The sequence below is a fragment of the Streptomyces purpureus genome (assembly GCF_014648195.1).
Classification (GTDB): domain Bacteria; phylum Actinomycetota; class Actinomycetes; order Streptomycetales; family Streptomycetaceae; genus Streptomyces; species Streptomyces purpureus.
Map to the genome: position 1 here is coordinate 1 of NZ_BMQQ01000020.1, position 21,835 is coordinate 21,835.

General features: G+C 72.8%; 21 protein-coding genes. 18 read left to right on the plus strand and 3 right to left on the minus strand.

The genetic code is table 11. The features are described 5' to 3' along the window. Window positions 1–267 precede the first annotated feature (267 nt). Entirely contained in the window at window positions 268–1,341 is a 1,074-nt protein-coding gene (locus IEZ01_RS23205) for a nitronate monooxygenase (protein ID WP_028797510.1), read from the plus strand. Continuing rightward, window positions 1,338–2,084 carry a 16S rRNA (uracil(1498)-N(3))-methyltransferase gene (locus IEZ01_RS23210; RefSeq protein ID WP_019886190.1) on the plus strand — a complete coding sequence of 249 codons (747 nt, stop codon included), beginning with the start codon at window positions 1,338–1,340 and terminating at the stop codon, window positions 2,082–2,084. The genes IEZ01_RS23205 and IEZ01_RS23210 overlap by 4 nt, the downstream gene beginning before the upstream one ends. Before the next feature lie 20 nt (window positions 2,085–2,104). Here the strand turns inward: IEZ01_RS23210 and IEZ01_RS23215 are convergent, their stop codons facing one another. Next, on the minus strand, window positions 2,105–2,476 hold the full coding sequence (locus IEZ01_RS23215) for a hypothetical protein (protein WP_028797509.1): 372 nt from the start codon (window positions 2,474–2,476) through the stop codon (window positions 2,105–2,107). Between the two features lie 70 nt (window positions 2,477–2,546). Between IEZ01_RS23215 and IEZ01_RS23220 the strand changes: the two genes are divergently transcribed. The 6 genes from IEZ01_RS23220 (at window position 2,547) to IEZ01_RS23245 (ending at window position 8,591) form a co-directional block, all read left to right on the plus strand. Continuing rightward, the gene (locus IEZ01_RS23220) at window positions 2,547–3,851 is read left to right on the plus strand and encodes an ATP-binding protein (protein ID WP_189203557.1); all 1,305 of its coding nucleotides are present in this window, start codon (window positions 2,547–2,549) and stop codon (window positions 3,849–3,851) included. Further along, entirely contained in the window at window positions 3,848–4,909 is a 1,062-nt protein-coding gene (locus IEZ01_RS23225; protein WP_019886186.1) for a tetratricopeptide repeat protein, read from the plus strand. Before IEZ01_RS23220 ends, IEZ01_RS23225 begins: the two co-directional genes overlap by 4 nt. After that, window positions 4,906–5,979 (plus strand): tetratricopeptide repeat protein, encoded by a 1,074-nt coding sequence (locus IEZ01_RS23230; RefSeq protein ID WP_189203560.1) that lies wholly within the window; start codon window positions 4,906–4,908, stop codon window positions 5,977–5,979. The genes IEZ01_RS23225 and IEZ01_RS23230 overlap by 4 nt, the downstream gene beginning before the upstream one ends. 333 nt (window positions 5,980–6,312) lie before the next feature. Beyond that, window positions 6,313–6,672, plus strand: coding sequence for a histidine triad nucleotide-binding protein (locus IEZ01_RS23235; protein ID WP_019886183.1), 360 nt, complete (start codon window positions 6,313–6,315; stop codon window positions 6,670–6,672). After that, window positions 6,672–7,574, plus strand: a complete 903-nt coding sequence (locus tag IEZ01_RS23240) for a ribonuclease Z (protein ID WP_019886182.1) — start codon at window positions 6,672–6,674, stop codon at window positions 7,572–7,574. The genes IEZ01_RS23235 and IEZ01_RS23240 overlap by 1 nt, the downstream gene beginning before the upstream one ends. Window positions 7,575–7,598: 24 nt before the next feature. Beyond that, window positions 7,599–8,591 (plus strand): adenosine deaminase, encoded by a 993-nt coding sequence (locus tag IEZ01_RS23245; RefSeq protein ID WP_019886181.1) that lies wholly within the window; start codon window positions 7,599–7,601, stop codon window positions 8,589–8,591. Here IEZ01_RS23245 and IEZ01_RS23250 read toward each other — a convergent pair. Beyond that, complete coding sequence (locus IEZ01_RS23250) at window positions 8,555–9,913, minus strand: MFS transporter (protein ID WP_189203562.1); 1,359 nt, start codon at window positions 9,911–9,913, stop codon at window positions 8,555–8,557. The two genes, IEZ01_RS23245 and IEZ01_RS23250, sit on opposite strands and share 37 nt — an antisense overlap. A gap of 279 nt (window positions 9,914–10,192) precedes the next feature. Here IEZ01_RS23250 and IEZ01_RS23255 point away from each other — a divergent pair, with 279 nt between their 5' ends. From IEZ01_RS23255 to IEZ01_RS23275, 5 genes are all read left to right on the plus strand, one after another. Beyond that, a complete protein-coding gene (locus IEZ01_RS23255) occupies window positions 10,193–11,320 on the plus strand; it encodes a carbohydrate kinase family protein (protein WP_052185634.1) in 1,128 nt (375 codons plus the stop codon). A 155-nt stretch (window positions 11,321–11,475) separates the two neighbouring features. Next, entirely contained in the window at window positions 11,476–13,584 is a 2,109-nt protein-coding gene (locus IEZ01_RS23260; RefSeq protein WP_189203564.1) for a PhoH family protein, read from the plus strand. Between the two features lie 12 nt (window positions 13,585–13,596). Further along, complete coding sequence (gene ybeY / locus IEZ01_RS23265) at window positions 13,597–14,094, plus strand: rRNA maturation RNase YbeY (RefSeq protein WP_189203566.1); 498 nt, start codon at window positions 13,597–13,599, stop codon at window positions 14,092–14,094. Between the two features lie 7 nt (window positions 14,095–14,101). Then, window positions 14,102–15,397, plus strand: coding sequence for a hemolysin family protein (locus tag IEZ01_RS23270; protein WP_019886176.1), 1,296 nt, complete (start codon window positions 14,102–14,104; stop codon window positions 15,395–15,397). Beyond that, the gene (locus tag IEZ01_RS23275) at window positions 15,394–15,747 is read left to right on the plus strand and encodes an MmcQ/YjbR family DNA-binding protein (protein ID WP_019886175.1); all 354 of its coding nucleotides are present in this window, start codon (window positions 15,394–15,396) and stop codon (window positions 15,745–15,747) included. Before IEZ01_RS23270 ends, IEZ01_RS23275 begins: the two co-directional genes overlap by 4 nt. Window positions 15,748–15,752: 5 nt before the next feature. Here the strand turns inward: IEZ01_RS23275 and IEZ01_RS23280 are convergent, their stop codons facing one another. After that, window positions 15,753–17,186: an MFS transporter gene (locus IEZ01_RS23280; RefSeq protein ID WP_189203568.1), complete on the minus strand. Its 1,434-nt coding sequence runs from the start codon at window positions 17,184–17,186 to the stop codon at window positions 15,753–15,755. Between the two features lie 91 nt (window positions 17,187–17,277). Between IEZ01_RS23280 and IEZ01_RS23285 the strand changes: the two genes are divergently transcribed. The 5 genes from IEZ01_RS23285 to IEZ01_RS23305 all read left to right on the plus strand — a co-directional run bounded on the left by IEZ01_RS23285 (window position 17,278) and on the right by IEZ01_RS23305 (window position 21,815). Next, entirely contained in the window at window positions 17,278–18,165 is an 888-nt protein-coding gene (locus tag IEZ01_RS23285; protein ID WP_019886172.1) for a helix-turn-helix transcriptional regulator, read from the plus strand. 61 nt (window positions 18,166–18,226) lie between these two features. Continuing rightward, window positions 18,227–18,580, plus strand: coding sequence for a cytidine deaminase-like protein (locus IEZ01_RS23290; RefSeq protein ID WP_019886171.1), 354 nt, complete (start codon window positions 18,227–18,229; stop codon window positions 18,578–18,580). A gap of 198 nt (window positions 18,581–18,778) precedes the next feature. Continuing rightward, entirely contained in the window at window positions 18,779–19,264 is a 486-nt protein-coding gene (locus IEZ01_RS23295; RefSeq protein WP_189203570.1) for a hypothetical protein, read from the plus strand. A gap of 181 nt (window positions 19,265–19,445) precedes the next feature. After that, window positions 19,446–20,801, plus strand: a complete 1,356-nt coding sequence (locus IEZ01_RS23300; protein WP_189203572.1) for a WxL domain-containing protein — start codon at window positions 19,446–19,448, stop codon at window positions 20,799–20,801. A gap of 72 nt (window positions 20,802–20,873) precedes the next feature. Further along, window positions 20,874–21,815 (plus strand): DUF916 domain-containing protein, encoded by a 942-nt coding sequence (locus tag IEZ01_RS23305; RefSeq protein WP_189203573.1) that lies wholly within the window; start codon window positions 20,874–20,876, stop codon window positions 21,813–21,815. Window positions 21,816–21,835: the final 20 nt, after the last annotated feature.

A 21,835-nucleotide genomic window follows, 5' to 3' on the forward strand; every position in this document is an offset into this window, starting at 1 on the left:
ACGGGCGGTAGCGCGCCCTGCTGGGGGTCCGGGGGTCGGCCCCCGGGTCAGCATGGTCAGCCGGGCCAGCAGGGCTTGTTCTCGCGGCTGAAGGACGCGTTCGACGGGCGGTAGCCCCGCCCGGCTCTTCCCACGGCCCCGCCGTCCGGTCCGCCCGGGCGGCGGGTTCGTCGTACCGGGCGCGGCACCTCGCCCCCGCCCCCCGGCGCCGTACGCAAGGCCGCACCGGGTGCCGGGGCTGTCGGCCCGGCGTGACACCATGCCTGCATGTCCTCCGCACTGAGCGATCTCTGTCGTCATCCGATCGTGCAGGCCCCCATGGCGGGTGGCGCTTCCGGTCCGCAGCTCGCGGCCGCCGTCTCCGAGGCCGGCGGGCTCGGCTTTCTCGCCGCCGGGTACAAGACCGCCGACGGCATGTACCAGGAGATCAAGCAGGTCCGTGGGCTGACCGGCCGGCCGTTCGGAGTCAACCTCTTCATGCCGCAGGCCGGGCAGGCCGACGCCTCGGCCGTCGACGTCTACCGGCATCAGCTCGCGGGCGAGGCCTCCTGGTACAAGACGCCGCTCGGCGACCCGGACTCCGGCCGTGACGACGGGTACGACGCCAAGCTGGCCATCCTCGTCGAGGACCCCGTCCCCGTCGTCTCGTTCACCTTCGGCTGCCCGACCCGGGAGACCCTCGACGCCCTCGCGCGCGTGGGCACGTACACCGTCGTCACCGTCACCAGCCCCGAGGAGGCCCAGGCGGCCCGCTGGGCCGGAGCGGACGCCGTCTGCGTCCAGGGCGTGGAGGCCGGCGGGCACCAGGGCACCCACCGCGACGACCCCGCCGGCGACCGCGCGGGCGTCGGCCTGCTCTCGCTGGTCACGCAGGTCCGCGAGGCCGTCCCGATGCCGGTCGTCGCGGCCGGCGGGCTCATGCGTGGCGGGCAGATCGCCGGGGTGCTCGCCGCCGGCGCGGACGCCGCCCAGCTCGGTACCGCGTTCCTGGTGTGCCCCGAGTCCGGCGCGCACGCCCTGCACAAGCAGGCCATGACCAATCCGCTGTTCACCCGCACGGAGCTGACCCGCGCGTTCTCCGGGCGCCCGGCGCGCGGCCTGGTCAACCGCTTCATGCGAGAGCACGGCCCGTACGCCCCCGCCGCCTACCCCGAGGTGCACCACCTCACCTCCCCCCTGCGCAAGGCCGCCGCGACCGCGGGCGATCCCCAGGGCATGGCCCTGTGGGCCGGCCAGGGCCACCGGATGGCCCGCGAACTGCCCGCCGCCCAGCTCGTCGACGTCCTGGTGGCCGAACTCGACGCCGCCCGCGCCGCGCTGACCCGGAGGAACGCGTCATGACCGCCCCCGTTTTCGTCGTCGACACCGTCCCCGCGCCGGGGGGCACGTTCCTCCTGGACGGCCCCGAGGGCCGGCACGCCGTCTCCGTGAAGCGCCTGCGCGCGGGCGAGGAGCTCGTCCTGACCGACGGGCGGGGACACTGGGCGCCGTGCGCGGTCCTCTCCGCGGAGGGGAAGGACCGGCTGACCGTGGAGGTCACGGCGGCGTACGAGGACCCGGCGCCCACGCCCCGTATCACCGTCGTCCAGGCCCTGCCCAAGGGCGACCGTGGCGAACTGGCCGTCGAGATCATGACGGAGACCGGCGTCGACGCGATCGTGCCGTGGGCCGCCTCCCGCTGCGTCACGCAGTGGAAGGGCGACCGGGGCGCCAAGTCACTCGCGAAATGGCGGGCCACCGCGCGCGAGGCGGGCAAGCAGTCGCGCCGGACCCGCTTCCCCGAGGTCGCGGACGCGATGACGACCAAGCAGGTCGCCGCGTTCCTCGCCACGGCGGACTTCGCGGCGGTGCTGCACGAGGACCGCAACCACAAGAGCGACGCGCTGGCCACCGCCGAAGTCCCCACCGAGGGCGACATCGTGCTCGTCGTCGGCCCGGAGGGCGGCGTGTCCCCGGAGGAGCTGGCCGCGTTCGCGGAGGCCGGCGCCCAGCCGTACCGCCTGGGCCCCAGCGTCCTGCGCACCTCCACGGCCGGCACGGCGGCGACGGCGCTCCTCCTCGGCCGTACGGGCCGCTGGAGCTGACGACCAACAGGAACGCGGGCCTACGCCCCGAGGAGCGCCCAGCCGTCCGTCTCGGCCACTCCATGGGCCGCGGGCAGCACACCACGGTCCGTCGCCGCGTCCACGAGGCGGCGGACCACGCCCGGTTCGTGCAGGTTCAGCACCTCGCCGGTGGCGTCCCGGATCACGCCACTCGGGCCGGTGCCGTCGGGTACGAGCCGGCCGGCACCGCCCCGGAACACGATCCGCAGCTGGGCGTGGCGCGCGTCCGCCCGGCGCACGGTCAGTACTTCGCGGCAGTCGGGGTAGCGGGGACGCCCCGGTGCGTCGGGGACCGTGTGCATATGGCCGACCGACCACAGCCAGACCGTCTCGCCCACGACCAGCCTGCGCGGTACGCGTTCACGTCTCATCGGCCTCACCCTAGGCGCCTCTTCGCGACCCGGTGACATGATTTCCGGGCGCCATCCATAGGGTGTCCGCATGTCCGACGAGTCCCCCCTGATCCGGAGTCTGCGCGCGGCGGTGGCCGCCGCGCCCGACGACGTACCCCTGCGGCTGCACTTCGCCGAACTCCTGCTCGCCGAGGGCCGGAACGACGAGGCCGTGACCGAGGCGGCCGTCGCGCTCCAGCACGCGCCGGGCGACGAGGCGGCGCGGGCGCTGATGGTACGGGCGATGGGCCTGCCGCAGCCCCCGGCTGCCCCTTCGGCCCCCTCGGCCCCCTCGGCTCCCACGCCCGAGACCCCGGCCCCCACACCCCAGCCCCCCTCCGACGCCCCCGCCACCACGCCCGCCTTCGACTGGGACGCCGCCGAGCATGAGGTCGGTGACGTCGTGGGACCCCGGTTCGTCGAACAGCCGCTGGCCGCCGACGGAAGCGGCGACCCGGGCGACGCGAGCGCCTGGGACGTCGACGCCCCCGGGGCTGTACGCCTCGCCGACGTCGGCGGCATGTACGAGGTCAAGGAGCGCCTGGAGGCGGCCTTCCTCGCGCCCATGCGCAACCCCGAACTGCGCAAGCTGTACGGCAAGTCGCTGCGCGGCGGTCTCCTCCTCTACGGTCCGCCCGGCTGCGGCAAGACCTTCATCGCGCGTGCCGTCGCCGGTGAACTCGGCGCGAACTTCATGTCGATCTCGCTCTCCGACATCCTCGACATGTGGATCGGCAACTCCGAGAGGAACGTCCACGACATCTTCGAGACCGCCCGCCGCCAGGCCCCCTGCGTCGTCTTCCTCGACGAGCTCGACGCCCTCGGCGCCAAGCGCAGCCGCACCCACCACGGCGGTCTGCGCAATGTCGTCAACCAGCTCCTCACCGAGCTCGACGGCATCAACAGCTCCGACAATGAAGGCTTGTTCGTCCTCGCCGCGACCAACGTCCCCTGGGACGTGGACATCGCGCTGCGCCGCCCCGGCCGGCTCGACCGCACCCTGCTCGTGCTGCCCCCGGACGCCGCCGCCCGCGAGGCGATCCTCCGCTACCACCTGCGCGAACGCCCCATCGAAGCCGTCGATCTGGGCAAACTCGTCAAGGCCACCGAGGACTTCTCCGGCGCCGACCTCGCCCACCTCTGCGACAGCGCCGCCGAGTCCGCGCTCCTCGACTCCGCCCGCACCGGCACCGTACGGATGATCGGCATGAAGGACCTGCTCGGCGCGGCCAAGCAGATCCGGCCCTCCACCGAGCCGTGGTTCGCCTCCGCCCGCAACGTCGCCATGTTCGCCAACGAAGGCGGCATGTACGACGACCTCCTCGCCTACCTGAAGAAGAAGCGCAAACTGTGAGCAGCACCGCATCGCCGCTGACCGAACAGGCCCGCCTGCTCTACCACGCGAACCGCTACGAGCAGGCGATGGAACTGCTCGCCCGGCAGGTCGCGAGCGCCCCCGACGACGCCGAGGCCCTGCTGCTGCTCGCCCGCTGCCAGCAGTTCAGCAAGCGGCACCAGGAGGCCCTGCGCACTGCCGAGGCGGTCATCAGCCTGACCCCCGAACGGTCCGACGCGCACTACGTACGGGCCTGCGCGCTGCGCAGCTCCGGGGACCTGGCCGCCGCGGAGGCGGGGATGCGCGACGCCCTGCGGGTCAACCCCGACCACTGGCCGGCCCACGCCGACCGCGGCGAGATGCTCATCAATCTCGGTCGGGTGGAAGAAGCCCTCCAGGAAGGCCTGGAGGCCGTACGGATCGCGCCCGACGAGACCAAGGCCTGGCACGCGCTGTGGAAGACCGCCGCCTTCAACAGGCGCCAGGACCTGTGCGACGAGGCGCGCCGCCAGATGCTCCGCATCGACCCGGCGGACGGGTTCGGCGTCCTCCTCACCGCGGAGAAGACGGCCGCCGCGCCCGGCACCAGCGCCGCGCAGGCCGCCACGACCTACGCCGACGCGCTGTCCGTCGTGCCCGACCAGCCCGGCCTGCGCTCGCACCTCGACGGGGCCGTCTACCGGATGCTGCGCGGCACGCGCTGGCTGGCCCTGCTCTGCCTCCTCATGGCCGCCGTCACCGCCGACGTCTTCCCGACCGGCGGCGAGGCGAAGGAGCTCCCCGTGCCATGGGGGACCCGGCTGTGGGCGCTGTGCCTGATGGCCGCCGTCTGGGGCTTCGGGGCCTGGCGCCGCTACCGGAAGATGCGTACCGGCGCCCGGCTGACCGTACGCTCCCTGGTGCGGCGGGAGTTCTGGGCGCGGGTCGTCCTCGGCCAGGCGGCCTGGGCCACCCTCTGCGCGCTGCTGATCGTCGTCGTGCCGTGGACCGAACGCGGCGTGCCCCAGTGGCTCTTCTGGCTGGGACTCGTACCAAACCTGCTCAGCATCACCCACGACCGGAACAAGGTGCTGTGAGCGCGGCCCTGGAACGGGCCGACGTGCTCTACGACGTCGGCCGCCACGACCAGGCCGCCGCGCTGCTCGCCGACCATCTGGCCACCGAACCCGACGACGCGGCCGCGCTGGTCCTCCTCGCCCGCTGCCGCCTCCGGCTGAAGGACGCGCCCGGCGCGCTGACCACCGTCGACCAGGCCCTGCACGCCGACCCCGAGCGGGTCTCGGCCTGGCTGGTCCGTACGGACGTCCTGCTCGCCCTGCGCGCTTACGGGCAGGCCGAGCAGGCCGCGTACCGCGCCGTCCAGCTCGCCCCGCACCACTGGGGCGGCCACCTCGCGCTCGGCACCGCCATCGACCGCGGCGGGGTACGGGCGCGGCGCCCGCAGGCGTACGAGGCGGCCCGGACGGCGGTCACCCTGGCGCCGGAGGAGGACGCGGCGCACTTCCTCGTCGGGATCACCGCCCAGCGGATGGGCGACCTCAAGACCGCGCAGCGGGCCTACGAGACCGCGCTGCGGCTCAACCCGGACAGCAGCGAGGCCCACAACAACCTCTCCCTGATCCACATGCGGCGCCGCTGGCGGCCCGGGTCGTGGACCCGGGCCGCCGAGGGGTTCGTCGAGTCCGCGGCGCTCGACCTGGAGGACCGGGAGGCCCGCTACAACCTGGAGACCATGGCCTGGGGGACGGCGGCGGGCGCCCGCTGGGTGGCCCTGGCCGGCGTCGTCGCGGCCACGGCGGGCTCGGCCCAGCTGCGGAGGGGCGCCGACGGATCGTCGGTGCTGATGGCCGAGGCGGTGGGCGCGCTGGTGCTGGCCGGCCTGTGGGCGGCGTGGGCGCTGTGGATGCTGCGCCGGGTGCCGCCCAGGCTGCGCCGCCCGATGCTGCTGGTGGCGCGCCGTTGCCGCCCGGCCATCGCCATGGCCGTGGCGGTCGCCCTGCTGGGCCTGCACTCGCTCCTGGTCGTCGCGCTGCCGACGCTGAGCGCGAGCGTTGTCGGCCCCGTGGGCGCGCTGCTGTTCTGGACGGTCGTGATCACGTACTGGGCCAGCCGCGCGGCCCTGAACCGCCGGGCCCCCAAGGGCTGAGGCCCCCGCGCCTCTCGGTGACGTCCGGGCCCGCCCATGGGGCCTGCCGCGGCCGCGCCTCCCGGGGAGTCCGGCCTCGCCTGTCCGCCCGTGCCCGCGGTGAGTCCCGCCCGTGCCCGCGGTGACGTCCGCGGGCGCCGGTACGCCCCTGCCGCCCCGCGCCCCGCGGTGAGTCCGACCCCGCCCGTCCGCCCCGCGCCCCGTCGCCACCCCGTCCCGCGCCGCGACCTCCGCGCCCGCCGCCACCCCGGCCCACACCCGTCGCCACCGCCCCGGGCGGCTAGCATGCACCCCGTAACTGACTGATCGTCGACAGACGAGGAGAGCCAGGCCATGGCCGGAGAGCCGCAGGCTGACTGCCTGTTCTGCAAGATCGTGGCGGGGGACGTGCCCGCGACCGTCGTCCGGGAGACGCCGACCACCGTCGCCTTCCGCGACATCAACCCGCAGGCGCCCAGCCACGTCCTCGTCATCCCCCGGGTCCACTACCCCGACGCGACCTCGCTCGCCACCGCCGAGCCGCAGATCGCCGCGGACATACTGCGGGAGGCCGGGGAGGTCGCCGCGCAGGAGAAGACCGAGGGCACCGGCTACCGCGTGGTCTTCAACACCGGCACCGGCGCCGGGCAGACCGTCTTCCACGCGCACGCCCACGTCCTCGGCGGCCGTGGCCTCAACTGGCCGCCCGGATAATGTCCGTACGCGAACTCGTCGTCCTCGGCACCGCAAGCCAGGTCCCCACCCGCCACCGCAACCACAACGGCTATCTGCTGCGCTGGGACGGCCAGGGCATCCTCTTCGACCCCGGCGAGGGCACGCAGCGGCAGATGCTGCGTGCCGGGGTCGCCGCCCACGACATCGACCGGATCTGCGTCACGCACTTCCACGGCGACCACTCCCTCGGCCTCGCCGGGGTCGTCCAGCGCATCAACCTCGACCAGGTCCCGCACCCCGTCACCGCCCACTACCCGGCCAGCGGGCAGCGGTTCTTCGAGCGGCTGCGGTACGCCACCGCCTACCGCGAGACCGTCGACCTGATCCAGGCCCCGGTCGCCGCCGACGGCCCCCTCGCGGTCACCGAGGCGTACACCCTCGACGCCCACAAGCTGTCGCACCCCGTCGAGTCGTACGGCTACCGGCTCACCGAGCCCGACCGGCTCCGGATGCTGCCCGAGAAGCTCGCCGAACACGGCATCACCGGCCCGGACGTCGGCCGGATCCAGCGCGAGGGCGCGCTCGACGGCGTCGGCCTCGACCAGGTCAGCGAGGTCCGCCGCGGACAGCGCTTCGCGTTCGTCATGGACACCCGGCTCTGCGACGGCGTGCACACCCTCGCCGACGGCGCCGACATGCTGGTCATCGAGTCGACCTTCCTCGACGAGGACGTCCGGCTCGCCACCGACCACGGCCATCTGACCGCCGGCCAGGCCGCGGCCGTCGCCAGGGACGCGGGGGTACGCCACCTCGTGCTGACCCACTTCTCGCAGCGCTACAGCGACCCCGACCTGTTCGAGCGGCAGGCCCGCGACGCCGGGTTCGACGGCGAACTCACCATCGCCCAGGACCTGATCAGAGTCCCTCTCCCCAAGCGGTAGACCCCCGAGCGCGAGAAAGTCACCATGCCCCTGCCCAAGGCCGAACTGCACGTCCACATCGAAGGCACCCTCGAACCGGAGCTCGCCTTCGCTCTCGCCTCCCGCAACGGCGTCCGCCTGCCGTACGCCGGCACCGAGGAGCTGCGCCGGGCGTACGACTTCAGCGATCTGCAGTCCTTCCTGGACCTGTACTACGGGCTGACGAACGCCCTGCACACGGTCGACGACTTCGCCGAGCTCGCCGAGGCCTATCTGGCCCGCGCCGCCGAACAGGGCGTGCGCCACGCCGAGATCTTCTTCGACCCGCAGGCGCACACCGCCCGCGGTGTCTCCCTCGGCACGGTCGTCGAGGGCCTGGCCCGCGCGCTGGACCACAGCGAGGAGCGGCACGGCATCTCGACCCGCCTCATCATGTGCTTCCTGCGCGATCTGCCCGCCGCCTCCGCGCTCGCCACCCTGGAGGACGCGAAGCCGTACCTGCACCGGATCTCCGCCGTCGGCCTCGACTCGGCCGAGGCCGGGCACCCGCCGTCGGACTTCCGTGAGGTGTACGCGGCGGCCGAGGCGCTCGGGCTGCGCAAGGTCGCCCACGCGGGGGAGGAGGGCCCGCCGGCCTACATCCGCGAGGCCCTCGACGTCCTCGGGGTCGAGCGGATCGACCACGGCCTGCGGGCGATGGAGGACCCGGAGCTGGTGGCGCGGCTGGTACGGGACCGGGTGCCGCTGACGGTGTGCCCGCTGTCGAACGTACGGCTGCGGGCCGTGGACACCCTGGCGGACCACCCCCTGCCGGCGATGATGGAGGCCGGCCTGCTGGTCACCGTCAACTCCGACGACCCTGCCTACTTCGGCGGCTACGTCGGGGACACCTTCGACGCCGTACGGGACACGCTGGGCCTCGGCCCGGAGCGGCTGCGGGAGCTCGCCCGCAACTCCTTCGAGGCGTCCTTCCTCGACGACGACGAGGAGCGCAGGGCGCGCTACCTCGCCGAGGTGGAGGCGTACGCCTTCGACTGACGGGCGCCCGTACGGCGCGCCCCCGACGACAGACGGAAGGCGCGCCGGGCCGGGACCGGTACGTCGATCTCGGCGACCTCCTGCTCGGGGGCGCCCATCTGCGGCAGCAGTCCGCCCGCCGCGGCCGCCGTGCCGGCCGTCCCGGCCAGCACCGCCGCCGGGGCGCCGCCGCGGCGGCGGACCGAGCCGGGCACCAGCGGGCGGCCCGAGGTGTGCAGGGCGACCGCCGTCATCGGGACCGCGACGAGCAGCAGAGCCGCGGCCAGGACCGTACCCATGCCGGGGTAGCCGGCCGCCTCCGACAGGACACTGCCGGTGACCGGCCCGCAGGCCACCCCCAGCGAGGACGCCGAGCCCACCCAGACCGCCCAGCGGCCGCGCGGGTCCAGGGAGGCCGCGAGGCCGATCAGGTACGACAGGACCACCGGGTAGAAGGTGTTCCAGAGGATCTCGCCGGTGGCGAAGGCGGCCAGGTTCCCGGCCCGGGAACTCAACGCCACACAGGCGGCGATGAGGACCGTGCCCGCGCCGATCGGCACCGCCCGGCCGAGGCGGGCGCCCAGCGCCCCGGCCGCCGTCACCCCGGCAAGACCGGCGCCCAGCGCCACCGCGAAGACCGCGCCGACCGTGACCTCCGACAGACCGGCCTGGGTCAGCCCGATCCGGCCGCTGACGCCCCACAGGGCGTTCTGCGCCAGGGCCCACAGCAGGATCGCGGCGGCGAGGACGGTGCCGGACCGCAGATGCGGCACGCGGCCCGTGGGGGCCGTCGCGGCCACGGCCCGGGACGGGCCGGGCAGCCGGCCGGTCACCGTCCACACCGCCGCCGCGACCAGTGCGATCGAGGCGAACGGCAGCGCGTGGCCGCCGCCGAGGCGCGGGATGGTCAGGTAGAGCGCGCCGGCCGTCGCCGACACCGACAGCAGCCCGAGCGCCGAGGCCCGGTGCGGATCGCGCTGGGCGGCGATCCCGGCCGCGGCGACCGCCGTCGCCGTACCGGAGCCGAAGCCGCCCACGGTCGCGCCCGCGACGACGAGGGGTACGTACGAGACCAGCGCGGCGCAGCCGTAGCCGGCGACGGCCAGGCCGAGACCGATCCGGGCCAGCCGGCGCGGCCCGTACCGCTCCACGCGCGCGGCGAGCGTGAAACCGGCGGCGGCCGAGGCGAGCAGCAGGGTCGAGCCCACCAGACCGGCCTGCGCGGGCGCGAGACCGAGCCCGGCGGAGAGCCGGCCGACGACGGTCGGCAGGAGATACGCGGCGAGATAGCCGGCGGTGAAAAGGGCGACGAGGGGCCACGGGGCGCGACGGCGCGACGGCATGGGCGTTCCAGTGCGGAAGAAGCTGAAATGGGGAGTGCCGTCACGCCCTTGGGGCGGAACGGAAAGGGAGAAGCGCCCGGTGTCGCACGGGATCGCGGCCAATTTGTATCAAGTGTCCGAGGCGCCGGAGAAGGCAGTTCAATGTGATCTGGGTCACAATCGGTTTTGTCGCCTGTGCTGCCGGGTAGGCGCTGCAATTTGTCGCGTGGCGATACCCCGTTGACCCCGGCTCCCATCGGGCACACTGGCAAGATCCGACCCACGACCGGGGAGCCTGCCGTGACCACAGTCAGAGGAGAGAAACCACAACGCACCACCGGAGTCGACCCGTTGCGCGCGTTGCGCGCCCCGGCCGACCCCGCCTGCGACGTCTTCCTCACCGGCACGGTCTTCCTCGACATCATCTTCACCGGCCTCGACAGCGCGCCCGTACGCGGCACCGAGTCCTGGGCCCGCGGCATGGGATCCAGCCCCGGCGGTGTCGCCAACATGGCCACCGCGCTCGCCCGCATGGGGCTGCGCACCTCCCTCGCCGCCGCCTTCGGCGACGACCACTACGGCGAGTACTGCTGGGACGCCCTGGAACAGGGCGAGGGCATCGACCTGTCCCTGTCGCGCACCGTGCCCGGCTGGCACTCCCCGGTCACCGTCTCCATGGCGTACGAGGGCGAACGCACGATGGTCTCCCACGGCCACGACGCCCCACCGCTGGACGCCCCGCCCCTGGACGGCGCCCTGCCCGAATACCCGCCACGCGCGCGTGCCGCCGTCGCCTCGCTCGTGCCCGGCCGCAGCGAGGAGTGGGTCGCCGAGGCCGCCGGCGGCGGGGCCCGCATCTTCGCGGACGTCGGCTGGGACGAGAGCGGCCGCTGGGACCTGAGGGGCCTGGCCGACCTGGAGCACTGCGAGGCGTTCCTGCCCAACGCCCAGGAGGCGATGCGCTACACCCGCACCGACTGCCCCAGGGCCGCCGCCCGGGCCCTGGCCGACAAGGTGCGCTACGCCGTCGTCACCCTCGGCGCCGAAGGCGCCTACGCCGTCGACGGCGCCACCGGCGAGACCGCCGAGGTCCCCGCCATCGAGGTGGCCGCGCTCGACCCGACCGGCGCGGGCGACGTCTTCGTCGCCGGATTCGTCACCGGCACCCTCGCCCAGTGGCCGCTCGCCGACCGGCTCGCCTTCGGCGGGCTGATCGCGGCCCTGTCCGTCCAGGAGTTCGGCGGGTCACTCTCCGCGCCCGGCTGGAACGAGGTCGCCGCCTGGTGGCAGCAGGTCCGCAACCATCCCCGCCAGGACGCCGCCGCCTTGAGCCGCTACGCCTTCCTGGAGGGCCTGGTGCCGCCCCTGGCCGGGCCCGTACCGCTGCGCAGGGCCGTACCGACCATCGGCTTCCGCCGCTCGGCCTGACTGGGCCCCCCGCCTCGGCCCGGCCCGGGGCCGCGTATCCCGTCCCGGAAAAGCCCTCGGCCTTGTCAGTGGCACGTCGTACGCTGGTACTCCAGAGGTTGTCGAGCGGCGAGAACCCTGCAACAGGAGGTATGCGCAGGCCACAGTGCCGGCCCATGACTCAGACACCCACAGCCCAGACCCCGGCGCCGGGAGAGGCGCGAGCCCACTTCACCGTCCCCGCCAAGCACCCCATGGTGACGGTCCTCGGCTCCGGCGACGCCCTGTTGCGCGTGATCGAGAAGGCGTTCCCGGGCGCCGACATCCACGTCCGCGGCAATCAGGTCAGCGCGGTCGGCGACCCGGGTGAAGTCGCGCTCATCCAACGCCTGTTCGACGAGATGATGCTGGTGCTCCGCACCGGACAGCCGATGACGGAGGACGCAGTGGAACGCTCGATCGCCATGCTCAGGGCGAGCGAGACCGGAATCGGGGACGGCCCGGAGACCCCGGCCGAGGTGCTCACGCAGAACATCCTCTCCAGCCGTGGCCGCACGATCCGCCCCAAGACCCTCAACCAGAAGCGGTACGTCGACGCGATCGACAAGCACACGATCGTCTTCGGCATCGGCCCCGCCGGCACGGGCAAGACCTACCTCGCCATGGCCAAGGCGGTCCAGGCCCTGCAGTCCAAGCAGGTCACCCGGATCATCCTGACCCGGCCCGCCGTCGAGGCGGGCGAGCGGCTCGGCTTCCTGCCCGGCACGCTCTACGAGAAGATCGACCCCTACCTGCGGCCGCTGTACGACGCGCTGCACGACATGCTCGACCCCGACTCCATCCCCAAGCTGATGGCGAGCGGGACGATCGAGGTCGCGCCCCTGGCGTACATGAGGGGCCGCAGTCAGCCAGTCTTTACGAACGTTTTGACGCCGGACGGCTGGCGCCCCATCGGCGACCTCCAGGTCGGTGACCTGGTCATCGGTTCCAACGGAGAGCCCACACCGGTCCTCGGTGTCTATCCGCAGGGCGAGAGGGACATCTACCGGGTCTCCGCCCAGGACGGCTCCTGGACCCTGTGCTGCGGCGAGCACCTGTGGACGGTCAGGACGCGTGATGACGCGCGTCGTAACAAGCCGTGGCGGGTCCTGGAGACGCAGGAGATGATCGGCAACCTCCGCGCGGCCCACGCCCGCCGGTACGAGCTGCCGCTGCTCACCGCGCCGGTCAGCCTCCCGGAGCGGGAGGTCCCCATGGACCCCTACGCGCTCGGACTGCTGCTGGGAGACGGTTGCCTGACAGGCTCCACCACCCCGGCGTTCTCGACCGAGGATCCCGAGCTGGCGGAGGCGCTGGAGGCGGCTCTGCCCGGAGTCGTCGCGCGAGCCAAGGGCGGACCCGACTACGTCCTGAACCGCATCACGGAGGCGGGCGACGTGATCACGCTGGCGAATCCCGTCACTGCGATGCTGCGGCAGCTTGACCTGGTCGGCACCCGGTCGCACTCCAAGTTCGTCCCGGACGACTACCTGAACAACTCCGCCGACGTCCGTCTCGCGGTGCTCCAGGGCCTGCTGGACTCCGACGGCGGCCCGGTCACGCAGACCGACCGCACCTGCCGGATCCAGTACACGACCACTTCCATCGTCCTTCGCGACGACGTGATCGCCCTCGTCCGGTCCCTGGGCGGTGTCGCGTACACCCGTCGCAGGACGGCGGAGGGGCGGACGCCCGGGCGGGCGGGTGGGCGCCCGGTCAATCACCGCTACGACGCCCACACGGTCGACATCCGCCTTCCGGAAGGTGTCGAGCCCTTCCGTCTCGCCCGCAAACGCGACGTGTACAGAGCGTCGGGGGGCGGCGGGCGTCCGATGCGGTTCATCGACTCCATCGAACCCGCGGGCCGGGAGGAAACCGTCTGTATCCAGGTCGCGGCCGAGGACTCGCTGTACGTCACGCAGGACTACCTGCTGACGCACAACACGCTCAACGACGCGTTCATCATCCTCGACGAGGCGCAGAACACGAACCCCGAGCAGATGAAGATGTTCCTCACCCGCCTCGGCTTCGACTCGAAGATCGTCATCACCGGTGACGTCACCCAGGTCGACCTCCCCGGCGGCACGAAGAGCGGTCTGCGCCAGGTCCGGGACATCCTCGACGGGGTACCCGACGTCCACTTCTCGCTGCTCACATCGCAGGATGTCGTCCGGCACAAGCTCGTCGGCCGTATCGTCGACGCGTACGAGCAGTACGACAGCCGCAACGGCTCCAACGGGAAGTAGTCCAAGAGCACCATGTCGATCGACGTCAACAACGAGTCCGGAACCGAGGTCGACGAGCAGGCGATCCTCGACATCGCCCGCTACGCGCTCACCCGGATGCGCATCCACCCGCTCTCCGAGCTCTCGGTGATCGTCGTGGACGCCGGCGCCATGGAGCAGCTGCACATCCAGTGGATGGACCTGCCGGGCCCCACCGACGTCATGTCCTTCCCCATGGATGAGCTGCGCCCGCCGTCCAAGGACGACGAGGAGCCCCCGCAGGGCCTCCTCGGCGACATCGTGCTCTGCCCCGAGGTCGCCAAGAAGCAGGGCGAGGACGCAGCCACGCAGCACTCCATGGACGAGGAGCTCCAGCTCCTCACCGTCCATGGAGTGCTGCACCTGCTCGGCTACGACCACGAGGAGCCCGACGAGAAGGTCGAGATGTTCGGCCTCCAGGCGGCCATCGTGGACGGCTGGCGTGCGGAGAAGGGCCTCACCGGCCCCTCCCCGGCGCCGACCGTCTCCTGAGCCCGGCATGAGCGTCCAGCTGATCGCCGGAGCCGTCGCCCTCGTCGTCGTGGCCTGGCTTGCCGCCTGCGCCGAGGCGGGCGTCGCCCGTATCTCCAGCTTCCGCGCCGCCGAGGCCGTACGGTCCGGGCGGCGCGGCGCCGACAAGCTCGCCCAGATCGCCGCCGACCCCACCCGCTACCTCAACGTCGCCCTGCTCGTGCGGGTCGCCTGCGAGATGGCCGCCGGGGTCCTCGTCACCTACGCCTGCCTCCAGGAGTTCTCCCGCACCTGGCAGGCGCTGACCGTCGCCATCGCCGTGATGGTCCTCGTCAGCTATGTCGCCGTCGGCGTCTCACCGCGCACCATCGGCCGCCAGCACCCGCTGAACACCGCCACCGCCGCCGCGTACGTCCTGCTGCCGCTCGACCGCGTCATGGGCCCCGTCCCGCAGCTGCTGATCCTCATCGGCAACGCCCTCACCCCCGGCAAGGGCTTCCGCAAGGGCCCCTTCGCCTCCGAGGCCGAGCTGCGCGCCATGGTCGACCTGGCCGAGCAGGAATCGCTGATCGAGGACGACGAGCGGCGCATGGTCCACTCCGTCTTCGAGCTCGGCGACACCCTCGTCCGCGAGGTGATGGTCCCGCGCACGGACCTCGTCTGCATCGAGCGGTACAAGACCATCCGCCAGGCCCTCACCCTCGCCCTGCGCTCCGGCTTCTCCCGGATCCCCGTGACCGGCGAGAACGAGGACGACATCGTCGGCGTCGTCTACCTCAAGGACCTGGCCCGCAGGACCCACATCAACCGCGAGGCCGAGTCCGACCTGGTCTCCACGGCGATGCGCCCGGCCGCGTTCGTCCCCGACACCAAGAACGCCGGTGACCTGCTGCGAGAGATGCAGCAGCAGCGCAATCACGTGGCCGTGGTCATCGACGAATACGGCGGCACCGCCGGCATCGTCACCATCGAGGACATCCTGGAGGAGATCGTCGGCGAGATCACCGACGAGTACGACCGGGAGATCCCGCCGGTCCAGGAGCTCGGCGACGACCGCTTCCGGGTCACCGCCCGCCTCGACATCGGCGACCTCGGCGAGCTCTTCGGCTTCGACGAGTACGACGACGAGGACGTGGAGACGGTCGGCGGCCTCCTCGCCAAGGCGCTGGGCCGCGTCCCCATCGCGGGCGCCACCGCCCGCGTCGAACTGCCCGACGGGCGCCGGCTGCGGCTGACCGCCGAGTCCCCCGCCGGCCGCCGCAACAAGATCGTCACCGTGCTCGTGGAACCGGAGATCGTCGAACCGGAGGGTGAACCGTCATGAAGGCGCAGCAGCTGCGGGCGTTCTGCCTGGACTTCAACGGCGCGACCGAGGAGTTTCCGTTCGGCCCCGAGACCTCCGTCTTCAAGGTCGCCGGAAAGATGTTCGCCCTCGCCGCCCTGGACGCCCGCCCGCTGACCGCCAACCTGAAGTGCGAGCCGGAGAACGCCGTACGGCTGCGCGAGGAGTACCCCGCGATCACCCCCGGCTACCACATGAACAAGCGCCACTGGAACACCGTGGTCGTGGGGGAGCTCCCGGACCGGATGGTCCGGGAGCTCGTCGAGGACTCGTACGACCTGGTCGTCGCGGGCCTCCCCAAGGCGGAGCGGCTCCGCCTCGACCGGCCCTGACGGCATCATCCCCGCGCCCGCCGCAGCCCCACCGCGACCAGCAGCGCCGCACCCAGCACGATCGCCGTGTCCAGGACCAACACCGTCCGCACGCCGGTGAACAGATCGCCCTGGGTCGTGGCGAGGACACCCAGCAGGGGAATGCCGACCGTGAGGCCGACCTGCTGGGTCGTGGTCACCAGACCCGTCGCGAGTCCCTGCTCCTCGTCCGGGACGCCCGAGGTCACCGTCAGGCCGTAGCTGATGATCGCGCCCAGGTGGCACATGCTCGCCAGGGAGACGGCCACGGTCGCCAGCACCACGTCGGCCCCGCTGCCGAGACCCAGCAGCGCACCCGTGAGCACGCCCTGCCCCAGCAGCGATCCGACCAGCGTCTTCCGCGCGCCGAACCGGCCGATCACCCTCGGCGCGAACATGCCCGCCACCACTGACATCACGCCCTGGATCCCGAAGATCAGGCCCGTGCCGAAGGGGGAAAGACCCAGCGTCTCCTGGAGGTGGAGCGTCAGCACGAAGACGACCGTGGACATCATCGAGAAGGTGACGAGGCCGCCCAGGTTGCCGAAGGCCACCGTGCCCCGCCGCAGCATCGGCAGCTTGACCAGCGGCGCCGCGTGCCGGGACTCGACGACCACGAACCCGACCAGCAGCACAAGCCCCACGGCCAGCGTCACCAGCACGTCCGTACGGCCGAAGCCGCGCTCGGCCGCCGTGGACAGGGCGTAGATCACCGCGAGCAGACCACCGGTGACGGTCACCGCCCCGGGTACGTCCAGGCGCGGCCGCTCCGGCGTACGGGACTCGGGCAGCAGCCCCGGCGCCAGCGGCAGCACGACCAGCGTGAACAGCGCGAGCAGCCCCATCGTGGAGCGCCAGCCGAGGGTGTCGGTCATGACCCCGCCCAGCAGCATGCCGACGGTGAAACCGAGCGAGAGCAGCGTGCCGGAGATACCGAGCGCCCGGTCCCGCAGCGGCCCCTCGGGGAACGTGGTGGTCAGCAGGGACATCCCGGTCGGCACGATCGCCGCCGCGCCGACGCCCTGCAGCGCCCGCCCGGTCAGGAACGACGCCGGATCCCAGGCGAACGTGGCCAGCAGCGACGCCGCCCCGAAGACCGCGAGCCCGCCGAGGAACAGCTTCTTACGCCCGAACAGGTCGCCGATCCGGCCGAACAGCAGCAGGAAACCGCCGGACGGCAGCGCGAACGCGGTCACCGCCCACTGCAACGCGGAGTGGCTGAGCCCCAGGTCGGCGCCGAGGACAGGCAGCGCCACGTTCAGTACGGAGAAGTCCAGCGAGACCATGAACTGCGCCGCGCACAGCACGAAGAGGATGAGCCGGGCGCGGCCGGTGATCTTGTCCGGCTCGGGCAGGCCCGTGCCGGAGACCGCGGCGGCCGTACCCGCGGGCGTGGGGGTGGTGGAGGTGTCAAGTGCCATGCCCTCACCCTCCGGTGGCGGGAACAACCGTGGGGAGCGGGAACTTATCCTGTTGGTCGCACCACCAGGCAGCCGACAGGGGGAGGAACACGTGGTCGCAGTCGTGGAGAGCGCATCCGCGAAGGCCCACCGACTGGCCGAGCTCCGCGAGTTCCTGATGAGCCGTCGGGCCAGGGTCACCCCGGCCGAGGCCGGACTCCCGGACGGCGGCGCCCGGCGCCGTACGCCCGGACTGCGCCGCGAGGAGGTCGCCGTGCTGGCCGGCGTCGGCGTCTCCTGGTACCAGTGGCTGGAGCAGGGCCGCGACATCACCGTCTCCCCGCAGGTCCTCGACGCGGTGGCACGGGTGCTGCGGCTGAGCGCCGTCGAGCGCCGCCACCTCTACGTCCTGGCCGGGCTCAACCCGCCCGCGCCGGAGGTCGATCCGGCCGCCCAGGACATGTGCCAGGGGCTGCGCCGGCTGATCGACACCTGGATGCCGTTCCCGGCGCACATCCTGGACGCCTACTGGAACACGGTCATGTACAACGACTCCGCGTCGATCGTGCTCGGCATGCGGCCGGAGATCTCCCAGAACTGCCTGATCGCCTTCTTCACCGACCCCCTCTACCGCGCCCGGACCAGGAGCTGGGAACGGCTCGCGCCGCACGTCGTCGCGCAGTTCCGGGCCGCCTGCTCGGAGTGCCCGGACGACGAGGGGTTCCGCGCGGTGGTCGAGGAGGCCAAGGAGGCCAGCGAGGAGTTCGCCGCCCTGTGGGAGCGCCGGGACATCGCGCCCGGCGGCCAGCTCCGCAAGGAGATGGAACACCCGCTGGTCGGCACGCTGGTGGTGGAGGCGACCCAGCTGCGGGTCCCGGCCCGGCCCGATCTGACCATCGTGATGCACACCCCGCTGCCGGAGGCCGACACGGCGGCGAAGCTGGAGTGGCTGGTCTCCCCGCAGGGGCGGCGCGGGGCGATGTATCCCGTCGCCGGCTGACCGTCGCCGGCCGACCATCCCCTCGGCCGTGCGGCCCCGGGCACCGTCCTATGCTCGGTCCATGACACAGAGCAGCGACCTCGGTGCCGAGGACCTCAAGATCATCACCCTGGCGCGCAGCGCCCGCGCCCGTAACGGCGTGCCCGAGGGCGCGGCGGTCCGTGACGAGACCGGCCGTACGTACGTGGCGGGCACCGTGGCCCTGGAGTCGCTGAAGCTGAGCGCGCTCCAGACCGCCGTCGCCATGGCCGTGGCCAGCGGCGCCCAGTCGCTGGAGGCCGCGGCCGTCGTCTCCGACGCCGAGAGCGCCTCCGACGCCGACCGCGCGGCCGTACGGGACCTGGGCGGCCCGCAGACCCCGGTCCTCCTCGCGGGCCCCGACGGCACCCTGCGCGCCGCGGTGACCGCAGGCTGACTTCCGCAGGCCCGGCCGGGCTTCCGCCGGAGAATCAACCGGCCGCGCCCGGAGAATCAGCCGGACTTTCTCTTGCGACCTCTGGCTCTTTGCGCGTCAATGCGGTGAACGCACCCTTCACGCAGCCCCCGCACCCCTTGTAGCGCCGTGTGTACGAGTGCGCTTTTCCACCCGACACGGGAGAAGGGGAAACACCACATGAGAGCCAGCAGGAACAGCAGCTTAGGTATCGGCGCGGTGCTCGCGGGGGCGCTCGCCGCCGCCGGTCTGGTCTTCGCGCCGAGCGCCGCCGCCGTCACTCCGGGCACGGCCACCGCGTCGTACGACTGCGGTACGTGGGGCGGCGGCGGGGCCACGCTCACCGCCACCCAGAGCGGCACGGCCGCCACGATCACCCTGACCTCGGCGGTGAAGACACCGGTCGCCGTGGGCAAGGACCAGATCAGTGCCAAGCTCACGCTCGCCAAGGCGGGCGGCGGCACCCGGGTCTTCAGCGGCAAGAAGAACCCGGCGCTGGCGGCCAACACGGCGGTGACCATGGGCCCGCTCAGCGGGACCGTCGCCGCCGGGGACAGTCTCAACTCGTACTTCGCCGGCACCGCGCTGACCATGACGATCTTCGGTGTGACGGTGAACTGCGACGCCGTGACGTCACAGTCGCCCGGCCCGTTCGTCTTCAGCTGACCGCGTTCCAGGGGCCGGTGCCGCTCGCGGGCGGCACCGGCCGTCGGCGCGCCGTCTGACCTGCGCAAACGCGGATCTTGACAGTATCTGATGGGTCATCAGTCGGTGGATTTCGATTCCATTGACTTCTCTTCCCCCGCGGCCGTCAATGGCGCCCTCTCATCTCTCAGGAGGGGCACTCATGGCATCCCCGCTCACCCCCACATCCGCGCGGAGCCGCGGCCGAAGACGCCGGTGGACCGCCGTCCTCGGCGCGACCGTTCTCGTCGCCGGTGCGGCCGGCGCACTCGCCGCCCCCGCCGGGGCACTGACCGCCGCGTCCACACCGGTCGACTTCCTCACCCGCTGCGTACCACCACCCATCGCCGGCATCCCGCCGATCGAGGGCACCACCACCGCCGAGATCACCGTCGACAAAGCGACACCGAAGGTCGGCGACACGGTCACCGTCACCTACACGGTCACCAAACCCGCCGCCAGCAACCCCGTCGACATCTCCCTGCCGGCCGACATCATGACCCCCACCGGAAAGGTCGCCCTCGGCGGCGCCCAGTCCGGCGAGATCACCGTCACCGGCCCCAAGAAGAACCCGCCCGTCCCCGGCAAGGGCGCCTTCCCGCCGTTCTCCATGACCGGTACGTTCACGGTCACCGCACCCGGCTCGATCACCCTCTCCCCGGGCGACTACAACATCCACACCAGCTACATCATGGAGCTGGACACCCCCTGCACGGTCAAGAACCCGCCCGCCCCCGTCTCCGAGACGGTCGTCGCCGCCGACCAGCCGGGAGCCAACGAGAGGGCCCTCCAGCTCGCCACCGCATCCGGCGCACCCGGCGCCCGGGTCACCGTCACGGGCAGCAAGTTCACCCCGCTCGCCGAGGTGACCGTCGCCGGCCGCGCCGGGGCCGCCCAGACCGCCGACACCATGACCGTCACCACCGACGACACCGGCGGCTTCACCGCCCGCCTCAAGGTCAGTGACAAGGCGACCACCGGCGTCGTGGCCTACGAAGGCGCCTCCTGGAACCCCGACAAGGGCGCCGGACCGGCCGCGTACACCGTCGTCGACGACACTCCGCAGCCGCCGGACAGCCAGAAACTCACCGCCTCCGTCACCGCCGGCGAACTCTCCATGTCCCAGGCCGGCGACACCGTCCAGATGACGGCCGTCGACTTCGGCCAGGGCGGCGCCTCCACCGGCGACCTGCGGACCGTCACCGTCAAGGACTTCCGCGGCGGCCCCGCCGGCTGGTCCCTCACCGGAAAGGTCACCGACTTCACCGGCACCGCCGGCTCCCTCGGCGCCGACAAGCTCAGCTGGACACCCGCCTGCACCACCAAGCAGGGCAGCCCCAGCGTCTGCGCCCCCGGCTCCGCCGGGACCGTCGGCAGCGGCGGAGCGACCCTCGCCTCCACCCCCAACGCCACCCTCACCGGCGGCGAGTTCACCATCGACGCCAAGGTCTCCCTGGACGTCCCGGCGTTCACCGCGCCCGGTACGTACGCCGGAGTCCTGACCCTCACCCTCACCTGACCCACGGCACACCCCAGCACGGCGGGCCGGGCGCGCACCCGGTCGGCCCGCCCCGACCCCCGGGGGTCCCGCATGGTGCGCAAGCTGTCCGTACTCCTCACCGGGCTTCTTCTGCTGCTGTCCGGCGTCCCCGCCACCGCCGCCGAGAACGGCGAATGGGCCGTCTACCCCGCCGCCTCCCAGCTCGGCTCGCGCCCGTACTTCTACCTCGCCGCCGACCCCGGCGACACCCTCACCGACACCGTCACCCTCAGCAACAAGACCGCCGCCCCGCTCACCTTCCGGCTGTACGGCGCCGACGCCTACAACACCGCACGCGACGGCGGCTTCGCCGTCCGCACCGAGAAGGAACCCCAGCGCTCCATCGGCGCCTGGCTGAGACCGGACCGCCCCCGGATCACCGTCCCCGCCAGGGGCAAGGCCAGCGTCCTGATCACCCTCACCGTCCCGCCCGGCGCCGAACCCGGCGACCACGTCGGCGCCGTCGTCGCCCTCGACGAGCGGATCGACCGCGCACGCGGCGGCCCCGTCACCGTCGGCGTCCAGCGCGCCGTCGGCGCCCGCGTCTACCTCCGCGTCGGCGGCCCCACCGTCCCCGCCCTCGCCGTCGAGGACGTCACCCTCGACCAGGACCGCCCGCTGGTCCCCGGCACCCGCGAGAGCAGCGCCCTCGTCTCGTACACGCTGCACAACCGGGGCAACGTCACCCTGAACCCCCGGGTCGCCCTGCGGGCCGAAGGGCTCTTCGGCCGTACGCTCCTCGACCGCGACCTGGCCGGCGTGCCCTCCGAGCTGCTGCCCCGGCAGCGGATCCGGCTCACCGCGCGATGGACGGGATCACCGCAGCTCGACCGGGGCGAGGTGACCCTCATGGCCACCGCGAAGGACGTCCGCGAGTCCGGCACCGTCTCCTTCCTCGCGCTGCCCTGGCTCGCCGGCGGCATCCTGATCGCCGGGGTCGCGGCCGCCTCGATGGCGCTGTGGGCGCGGCGGCGCGGGGCACCGAGTACGTGAGGGGGTCCCGCATCGGGGAC